This window comes from Streptomyces sp. TRM64462 (genome assembly GCF_013362995.1).
Taxonomy (GTDB): Bacteria; Actinomycetota; Actinomycetes; order Streptomycetales; family Streptomycetaceae; genus Streptomyces.
Window position 1 is genome coordinate 1 of sequence record NZ_JABWDV010000266.1, and the last position, 9,337, is coordinate 9,337.

Here is a 9,337-nt window from a genome sequence, read left to right on the forward strand (position 1 = left end):
GCCCTCGCCGCGCGGCTCCACCCCCCACCGGGCCGACAAGGCGTCCAGGAGCAGCAGCCCGCGCCCCGACGTCGCCGCCTCGCCCGGCGTGCGGCGGCGGGGCCAGGCGCTCGACCGGTCCTGGACCGCGAGCCGTACCCGCCGTACCGGCTCCGGCAGCACCTCCAGGGTCAGCACCGCGCCGCCCTCCGTGTGCAGCAGCACATTGCCGAGCAGCTCCCCGGTCAGCAGCTCCGCGTCGTCCGCGAACTCCCGCATGCCCCAGTCGCGCAGCGCCCGCCGCACCACCGCCCGCGCCTCCGACAGGCCCTCCGGGTCGGCCTGGTGGATGTACTGGTGGATACGCGGCGCCCGCGTCGTCCCCGGGTCCGGGCTGCGCCGCAGCACCAGCAGCGCCACGTCGTCCCCCGCGCCCCACCGCTCCCAGAACCGCTGCGACAGATGGTCCGCGAGCGCCTCCGCACCCGGCGGCCCCGCGCCGATCGCCTCCGCCAGCGCCGCCATGCCGTGCCCGATGTCCGTACCCGGCTCCTCCACGAGCCCGTCCGTGCACATCACCAGCGTCTCGCCCGGCACCAGGTCCAGCCGGGTCTCCGGGTACTCCTCGTCCCCGAACACCGACGCGATGCCCAGCGGCAGCCCGCCCTGCAGCTTCGGCACCCCGACCCGCCCGTCCGTGTGCCGGATCAGCGGCCCCAGATGCCCCGCCCGCACCGCGCGCGCCGTGCCCGTGCCCAGGTCGACCTGGGCGTACGTACAGGTCGCGAACCGTTCCGTGTCCAGCTCGGCCAGAAACCGCGACGCCCGCGCCAGCACCGTCGACGGGGCGTGCCCCTCACCCGCGTACGCCCGCAGCGCGATCCGCAGCTGCCCCATGATCGCGGCAGCGTGCGTGTCGTGGCCCTGCACGTCCCCGACGACGATCCCCACCCGGCCCCGCGGCAGCGGGATCACGTCGTACCAGTCGCCGCCGACCTGCCGGCCGCTCCACGCCGAGTGGTAGCGCACCGCGATCTCACCGCCGTCGATCGCCGGGATACGGCGCGGCAGCATCGTCGCCTGGAGGCCCGTCGCCAGCTCACGCTCCTCGTCGAAGAGGATCGCCCGCTGCAGCGACTGCGCCACGATCGCCGCGAGACCGAGCGCCAGGTTCCGCTCGTCCGCGCTGAACGTGGTGTGCCGCCGGTAGAACAGCACCATCCCGCCCAGCGTCCGCGCCTGCGCCACCAGCGGCAGATACGCCGCCGCCCGGAACGGCAGCCGCCCCGCGTACGGCGCGAGCTGCGGATAGCCCTTGATCAGCTCCTGGAACGCGCTGGTGAACAGAGGGCGGCCGCTCATCACCGTCTCGTGCAGCGGCAGCCCGCTCTCCAGCCGCCGCACCCGCAGATCGTCCAGGACGTCCAGCGAGTCGCCGCTCAGCGCGATGATGTTCAGCGACCCGTTCTCGACCAGGCCGAGCGCCAGCCCGTCGGCCCCCAGCCGCGACAGGCCCCCGGGCCCGGTCAGCGCCGCCGTCACGTCGTCGACCGTCACCGCCCGTGACATCGCGCGCGTCGACCGCTCCACCATGTCGGTCTGCCGGCGCCGCCGCTTCTCCAGCTCCATGACGAACTCCGAGTGCGTCACCTCGGAGGTCGCGTCCCGGACGATCCCCACGATCCGGTGCGCCCTGCTGTCCCGGTCCCGCAGGATGCGTGCCTGGACGTGCGTCCACTGCTCGCCGCCGTCCTCACGCTCCAGCCGGAAATGCGCCGCGTACGAGGAGCGGCCGCTGGTCAGCGCGTCCCTGATCACCTCGTCGAGACGGGCCCGCTCCTGCGGGTCGAGACGCTGCACCAGCGTCGCGGGCCGCCCGTCGAACCCGTCGGGTTCCAGACCGAACACGAGCTGTCCGGCCACGTCGACATCGATCGTCCCGGCGTCCAGGTCCCAGTCGAAACTGCCCGTACGGTTCATGGCGAGCCGCTCGGTCGGCCCGATCTCCCCGCCGTGCGGCTCCGGCCCTTCGCCGTGCTCCCGGTTGTCCGTCATCTCCCTCATTGTCGAGCCCGTCCCTGGCGAACGCCAGGCACCGGGTGGCGGACGTCCCCGCGCACGTCTGGCACCCTTACCCAGCAGAGACGTCAAGACGGCGTCAAGGACAACGGGAACCGAGCAACTGGGGGAGCGGCGTGGCGGCGCGGGAGCGGGAGATATCCGGCGAGTACCTGGAGGGCTACGCCGCCATCCTGGCGGAGGTGTCCGCCACGGGCCGGCGCCTCAACCGCGAGGAGCTGCGTGCCCGCCGCGCGCTGGGCGAGCGCGCCGCCGAAGCCGGCCACGGCCTGCGCGCCCTCGTCGTCATGCACCTGGCGGCGACCCGCGAGGCCTGGCCCGGCGACCACTCCACGGACAGTGTGCTGGCCGCCGTGCAGCAGGCCATCGACGCGTTCGCCGAGGGCTACGAGCAGGCCCAGCGGCTCGCCGTGCGCCAGGAGGAGGCGGCCCGCCGCGAGTTCATCGACGACCTGCTGTACGGGCGCAGCGACCTCGGCCGGCTGGCCGAGCGCGCCGAACGCTTCGGGCTGCGGCTCGCCCGCGCCCACGCCGTGGCGGTGGCCGACGCCCGCACCGCGTACGACGAGGCCGGACCGGTCTCCCGGCAGGTCGAGCAGGCGCTGCTGGGCCGCTTCGGCGACCGGCGCATCCTGTTCACCACCAAGGACGGCCGGCTCGTGTGCGTCGCGCCCGGCGACCAGGACGACGTGCTGACGTTCTTCGCCAAACAGGCGTACGCCGCGACCGACGGCGGCCGCGTCGCCATCGGCCGCCCGCACTCGGGCCCCGGCGGGGTCGTCCACTCGTACGAGGAGGCGCTCAACGCCCTGGACCTCGCCGAGCGCATGAACCTCGACGATCCGGTGCTGCGCGCCGCCGACCTGCTGGTCTTCCCCGTCCTCACGCGTGACCGGCAGGCCATGGCCGACCTCGTACGCAACGCCCTGGGCCCCCTGGAGCAGGCCCGCGGCGGCGCCCGCCCGCTGCTGGACACCCTCACGGCGTACTTCGACGCCGGGTGCAACGCCGCGGAGGCGGCCCGCCGCCTGAGCCTGAGCGTCCGGGCCCTCACGTACCGCCTGGACCGCATCCACCGCCTGACGGGCTCCAACCCGGCGGAACCGATGCACCGCTACACCCTTCAGACCGCCGTGATCGGCGCCCGCCTCCTGGACTGGCCCAGCCGGGAACTCTGACCCCGCCGGCCCCGGGAACCCCGTCGTAACCGTTGACGCGTCAACTCGCCCTGCCTATCTTCCTGTTCGAAGTCCTGGTCAATGTCCGGTATATCGAACAGAAGAGAATCCAGGAGCACACACATGGCACCCATACGGCCGAGGCTCGTCCTCGCGCTGGCGGCCGCCCTCGTGGGGACGGTGCTCGCCGCCCCCACCCGGGCGGCCGACTCGACCCCCGCGGCCGAGCCGGCCGACTACACGCTCGCGGTCCACCCGGACCGCGGCGGCCCCACGATCGACCCCACCATGTACGGCGTCTTCTACGAGGACATCAACAACGCCGCCGACGGCGGCCTCTACGCGGAACTGGTCCGGAACCGGTCCTTCGAGTTCTCCACCGCCGACAACCGCGCCTACACCCCGCTCACGGCCTGGCAGCAGACCGCAACCGGCGGCGCCACCGGCACCGTACGGGTGGTCGACGACGACGACCGACTCAACGCGCGCAACCGCAACTACCTGCGCGTCGACCTCGCCGGCCACGGCGGCCCCGGCTCCGCCTACGGCATCGTCAACTCCGGCTACGGCACGGGCATCACCGTACGCGAGGGCGCCCGCTACGACTTCTCCGTCTGGGCCCGCACCGACCAGCGCCGCGGCACCCGCCTCACCGCAGGGCTCCGGGCCGCCGACGGCACCGCCCTGTCCGCCCCGCTCACCGTCACCGTCCACGGCGACCGCTGGACCAGGTACAGCGGCACGCTCACCGCGAGCGCCGCCGCCACCGGGGCCCGCCTCGCCGTCACCGCCGAGGGCGGCGGCGTCCTGCGCCTCGACATGGTGTCCCTCTTCCCCCGCGACACCTACAAAGGCCGCCCCAACGGCCTCCGCAAGGACCTCGCCGAGAAGATCGCCGCCCTGAAACCCGGCTTCCTCCGCTTCCCCGGCGGCTGCCTCGTCAACACCGGATCCCACGCGGCGTACGAGGCGCCGAACTGGGAGCGCCAGCGGTCCTACCAGTGGAAGGACACCATCGGCCCCGTCGAGGAACGCGCCGTCAACGCCAACTTCTGGGGCTACCACCAGAGCTACGGCCTCGGCTACTACGAGTACTTCCAGTTCGCCGAGGACATCGGCGCCATGCCGCTCCCGGTCGTCCCCGCCCTCGTCACCGGCTGCGGCCAGAACCGGGCCACCGACGACCACGCCCTGCTGCGCCGCCACATCCAGGACACCCTCGACCTGATCGAGTTCGCCAACGGCCCCGTAACCTCCACCTGGGGCCGCAAGCGCGCCGAGATGGGCCACCCCAAGCCGTTCGGCCTCACCCACCTCGCCGTCGGCAACGAGGAGAACCTGCCCGACGCGTACTTCGAGCGCTTCCAGCAGTTCCGCGCCGCCATCGAGGCCGAGTACCCCGGCATCACCGTCGTCGGCAACTCCGGCCCCGACGACACCGGCACCACCTTCGACCGCCTGTGGGACCTCAACCGCAGGGCCGGCGTCGCCATGGTCGACGAGCACTACTACAACAGCCCCCGGTGGTTCCTGGAGAACAACGAGCGCTACGACACCTACGACCGCCGGGGCCCGAAGGTCTTCCTCGGCGAATACGCCTCCCGTGACAACAGGTTCTTCAACGCCCTGTCCGAGGCCGCCTACATGACCGGCCTGGAACGCAACGCCGACGTCGTCAAGCTCGCCTCGTACGCGCCGCTGCTCGCGGACGTGAACCAGAACCAGTGGCGCCCCGACATGATCTGGTTCGACTCGTCCCGCTCGTGGGGGTCGACGAGCTACGAGGTCCAGAAGCTGTTCATGAACAACACCGGCGACCGGGTCGTGCCCAGCGAGGCGTCACGGACCCCGCACCTGTCCGGGCCCATCACGGGCGCGGTCGGCCTGTCCACCTGGGCGACCAGCGCCGCGTACGACGACGTGCGCGTCACCGCCGAGGACGGCACGACGCTGCTGGCGGACGACTTCTCGGCCGGTGACGGACAGTGGACCCGCGCCGCCGGGCGCGGCACCTGGGCCGTGCGGGACGGCGCGTTCGTCCAGTCCGACCAGGCCGCCCTGGACACCCTGGTCACGGCCGGCGACCCGTCGTGGCACAACTACGACCTGAGGGTGAAGGCCACCAAGAAGGCAGGCAGCGAGGGCTTCCTCGTCGCCTTCGGCGTCCGCGACACCGGCAACCACTACTGGTGGAACCTCGGCGGCTGGAACAACACCCGCTCCGCCGTCGAGAAGGCCGTCGACGGGGCCAAGGAGACGCTGGTCGAGAACACCACCACCGTCGAGACCGGCCGCACCTACGACCTGCACGTCCAGGTGCGCGGCCGCCAGGTCACCCTCTACCTCGACGGGCAGAGGTGGGGCGGCTTCACCGACGACACCGCCGCCGAACCGTTCCGCCAGGTCGTCACGCGCGACGCCGCCACCGGCGAGCTGATCGTCAAGGTCGTCAACGCGCAGGCGACCCCCGCCCGCACCCGGATCGACCTCGGTGCCGAGCCCGCCTCCGGGACCGCCCGGGTCACCACGCTCCAGGGCTCGCCCGACGCCGTGAACACGGCGGACGACCGGCCGGTGCGGCCGGAGGAGTCCACGCTGAGCGGGGTCGCGCGGGAGTTCACACACACCTTCCCGGCGCACTCGGTGACGTTCCTGAGGATCCGGACCACCGGATAGGGGCGGGTGCCGGGACTCTTCACTACTCTGGCCGGGGAGGGCGGACACGCCCTCCCCGGCCTTTTGCTCGGTATCGAAGCGGTATCGAAGCGCTTCGACAGATTCTCTGGACACGGTCCGGGCGGGCATCTAATGTCGGAGCGAAACGAATCGAAGCGCTTCACCTCGTATGTCTTCAGCCCGGGAGAGTCGATGGTCACCCTTGCCGATGTCGCTCAGCATGCCGGAGTCTCCGCCAGCACGGTGAGCTACGTCCTGAGCGGCAAGCGGTCCATCTCCGCCTCCACCCGCGCCCGTGTCGAGCGGAGCATCGCGGAGCTCGGCTACCACCCCAACGCCGGCGCCCGCGCCCTCGCCAGCAGCCGCTCCAACATCATCGCCCTGATGATCCCGCTGCGCACCGACATGTACGTGCCGGTGATGATGGAGATCGCCATCGCCGTCGCCACCACCGCCCGCGGCCACGGCTACGACGTCCTCCTCCTCACCGGCGAGGAGGGCCCCGCCGCCGTCCGCCGTATCGAGGGCAGCGCCCTCGCCGACGCCATGATCCTCATGGACGTGGAGCTGGACGACGACCGGCTGCCCCTGCTCCGCGAAGCGGCCCGCCCCGGCGTCCTCATCGGACTGCCCGCCGACACCACCGGGCTCAGCTGCGTCGACCTCGACTTCGAGGCCGCGGGCGCCCTGTGCGCCGACCACCTCGCCGGACTCGGCCACCGCGAGATCGCCGTCATCGGGGAGGCGGCGGCCGTGTACGAGCGGCACACCGGCTTCGCCGAGCGCACGCTCAACGGCCTGCGCGAACGCAGCGCCGAACTGGGCGTCCGCCTCCTCCACCGACCCTGCGAGGGCAGTTACGCGGCGGTCTCCGCCACCCTGGCCCGCGTCTACGACGAACGCCCGGGCACCACCGCGTTCGTCGTCCAGAACGAGGCCGCCACCGACCCGCTCCTCGCCCTCCTCCGCCAGCAGGGCCGGGCCGTGCCCGAGGACGTGTCGGTCATGGCCATCTGCCCCGACCAGGTCGCCGCCCACGCCTCCGTACCGCTCACGTCGGTCGCCGTACCCGCCCAGAAGATGGGCCGCCACGCGGTCGAGCAGGTCGTCGCCAAACTGGAGGGCCGCGGCTCCGCCGAGGTCGTCCTCCTCGCCCCGGAACTCACCATCCGCGAAAGCACAGGCCCCCGCCCGGCCCCCTGACGGCGCACGGCGCACGGCGGACACGGAACGGCGGCCGCACCCGGGGGAACCGGGGAGCGGCCGCCGCATGCGCCCGGGACGCTAGCGCGCGGAGACCGTCAGGTTCTCCGTGACGAAGTTCAGCCCGCCCGCCGACGACGTGATCTCGAAGCCGAACTGGACGTCACCGATGGTCTCGTTGCCCCACCAGCCCTTCGTGTCCTTGATCCACTTCAGGATCGGCAGGATGTTCACCGTGCCCGACGTGGAGTCCGAGGTCCTCAGGAACGAGAACACGTCGTGGTACGAGCCGTCCGGGTTCGTGACCCGGCCCTTGTACACGTTCCAGCTGTGCCCGCCCAGCGCCACGCTGCCCTGCGCCGAACCCAGCGGGCCCACGGGCCCGTTGTAGTTCATCCACAGCATGACCTCGTAGTCGTAGTCCGTGTCCCAGATGTCGTACGCCGTGTTGTACGCGCCCGACGACGGCACGTTCACCCGGTAGCTGCTGGTCAGCGACGACATCCCGGTGATCGACTTGTTGACCACCTTCTTCGCGTTCGGGTACGACTTGATGCCGCCCGTGTTCGGATGGTCCGCCCACACGCCCCAGTTCGTCCCGGAGTTCGCCCAGGTGCACTGGGCGCCCGCGCCCCGGCCCCAGATGTTGTTGTAGAGCGTGTAGCCGTTCAGCGAGGTGTTGCCCCACTGGTCGCAGGTGTGCCAGACCGCCGCCTGCGCCGGCGCGGCCGCCAGTCCGAGCGTCGCGCCGAACGCCAGGACCGGCGCCAGCAGCGCCGTACGGAACCTGCCGCGTGTGCGTTGTGCCATGGTGTTCCTTCCACGGGTGGGGGGAGGGGATGGATCACCCGGTGCCCAGCGTGAGCACCAGGTCCTCGCCGGCCGTCAGTTCCAGCGGCTCCGCGCCGGCGGGGGTCCTCAGATCGATCCGTGCCGTACGGGACGGCCGGACCGTCGCGGTGCACGTGCCGTCGCGCCACTCCAGGTCCACGCGCGCCCCGAACCGGGTCCGCACGCCGCGCAGCGCACCGCGCGACCAGCCCGCCGGCAGCGCGGGCAGCAGCACCAGACGCCCCGGCGCCGACTGCACCAGCAGCTCGATCAGCAGCGCGGGCAGGGCGTGCGCCGCGTCCGCGTTGTACACGTCACGCCCCGGATAGTGGGCGCTCATCAGCGACGCGTGGAAGAAGTCACCCTCCAGGACCCGGGCCAGCGCCCCCGCCGCGCGCCGGCCGTCCCGCAGCCGCGCCGCCACCAGCGCGTGGTGGAGGTGCCCGTGCGCCGAGTCGTTCTCCGCGCCCCGCAGCTCCAGCGCCCGGTGCGCCGCACGGGCCAGCACGGGCGTGTCGTACGGGTTGACCTCACCGAGCGGCCACACCGGGTACAGATGGCTCAGGTGCCGATGGTCGTAGTTGTCGGCAAGCCCCGGCCACGCCCACTCGGCCAGCGCCCCGTCCTCGTTGACCCGGTACTCCGGCAGCCGCTCCGCCAGCGCCCGCAGCCGATCCGCCCGCTCCGGCAGCCGCGCCGCCGCCACCGTCAGGGCGTGACGCGCGGCCGCGATGTCCATGGCCGCGTCGACCGTGACCCAGCTCGCGTTCGCCGGGTGGTTCTCCGGCGAGTACGACGGGACGATCACGACCCGGCCGTCCGGGCCCGTACGCGTCAGGAAGTCCTCGTAGAACGCCGCGACCTCACCGAGCGCCGCCACCAGCCGCGCGTCGTGCTCCCCGGTCGTCTCCGCGTGCTCCAGCAGCGGATGCAGCAGCCAGTCCGCGCCCGCCGTCCACAGATGCAGCGGGTACGCCCGCTGGAAGTGGTACGTGTGGCCCGACACACCGTCGGTGTGCGACGGTGCCACCACGCCCCGCGCCCCGAACACCGCCCGGGCGTTGTCCCGCCAGTCCGGAAGCTGCCCGTACACCAGGTTCGCGTGCGCCTCCGTCACCTCCGGCAGCGCCGCGGCGGCCGCGGACGCCGTCTGGAGGTTCAGATTGGCGTTCGTCGTGAACGCCCCCGACCAGGCCGTGTCCCAGTCGCCCGTCCACAGGCCCACGAGCCGGGGCGGCAGCATGCCGCTCGCCGACAGCAGGTGGTAGCGGCCGGCGGCGAACAGCCGCTCCGTCAGCGCGGGGCTGCCGGGCCGCTCCAGCAGCGCGCTCCCGGCCAGCGCCCGCTCCTCCGGGCTCCCGCCCAGGTCCAGGACCACCCGTTCGTACGCC

General features: G+C 72.6%; 6 protein-coding genes. 3 read left to right on the forward strand and 3 right to left on the reverse strand.

Going from position 1 to position 9,337, the window contains the following annotated elements; translation table 11 throughout:
- Window positions 1-2,034, reverse strand: a 2,034-nt coding sequence (locus HTZ82_RS12530; RefSeq protein WP_254711810.1) for a SpoIIE family protein phosphatase, incomplete at its 3' end; no start/stop codon positions are given.
- A 140-nt stretch (window positions 2,035-2,174) separates the two neighbouring features.
- Here HTZ82_RS12530 and HTZ82_RS12535 point away from each other — a divergent pair.
- The 3 genes from HTZ82_RS12535 (at window position 2,175) to HTZ82_RS12545 (ending at window position 7,115) form a co-directional block, all read left to right on the forward strand.
- Window positions 2,175-3,236: a helix-turn-helix domain-containing protein gene (locus HTZ82_RS12535; RefSeq protein ID WP_175409428.1), complete on the forward strand. Its 1,062-nt coding sequence runs from the start codon at window positions 2,175-2,177 to the stop codon at window positions 3,234-3,236.
- Window positions 3,237-3,359: 123 nt separating this feature from the next.
- Complete coding sequence (locus HTZ82_RS12540) at window positions 3,360-5,912, forward strand: alpha-L-arabinofuranosidase C-terminal domain-containing protein (protein WP_175409429.1); 2,553 nt, start codon at window positions 3,360-3,362, stop codon at window positions 5,910-5,912.
- A 192-nt stretch (window positions 5,913-6,104) separates the two neighbouring features.
- The gene (locus HTZ82_RS12545) at window positions 6,105-7,115 is read left to right on the forward strand and encodes a LacI family DNA-binding transcriptional regulator (protein ID WP_175409430.1); all 1,011 of its coding nucleotides are present in this window, start codon (window positions 6,105-6,107) and stop codon (window positions 7,113-7,115) included.
- Between the two features lie 81 nt (window positions 7,116-7,196).
- On the opposite strand, the gene HTZ82_RS12550 is transcribed toward HTZ82_RS12545, so the two are convergent.
- Window positions 7,197-7,925: a hypothetical protein gene (locus HTZ82_RS12550; RefSeq protein WP_175409431.1), complete on the reverse strand. Its 729-nt coding sequence runs from the start codon at window positions 7,923-7,925 to the stop codon at window positions 7,197-7,199.
- 34 nt (window positions 7,926-7,959) lie between these two features.
- Window positions 7,960-9,337, reverse strand: a 1,378-nt coding sequence (locus HTZ82_RS12555; RefSeq protein ID WP_375540811.1) for a glycoside hydrolase family 95-like protein, incomplete at its 5' end; no start/stop codon positions are given.

Bases quoted from the DNA above. Each gene is read 5' to 3' on its own strand.
- HTZ82_RS12540 (WP_175409429.1), top strand. From the start codon at position 3,360: ATGGCACCCATACGGCCGAGGCTCGTCCTCGCGCTGGCGGCCGCCCTC.
- HTZ82_RS12545 (WP_175409430.1), top strand. From the start codon at position 6,105: ATGGTCACCCTTGCCGATGTCGCTCAGCATGCCGGAGTCTCCGCCAGC.
- HTZ82_RS12550 (WP_175409431.1), bottom strand. From the start codon at position 7,925: ATGGCACAACGCACACGCGGCAGGTTCCGTACGGCGCTGCTGGCGCCG.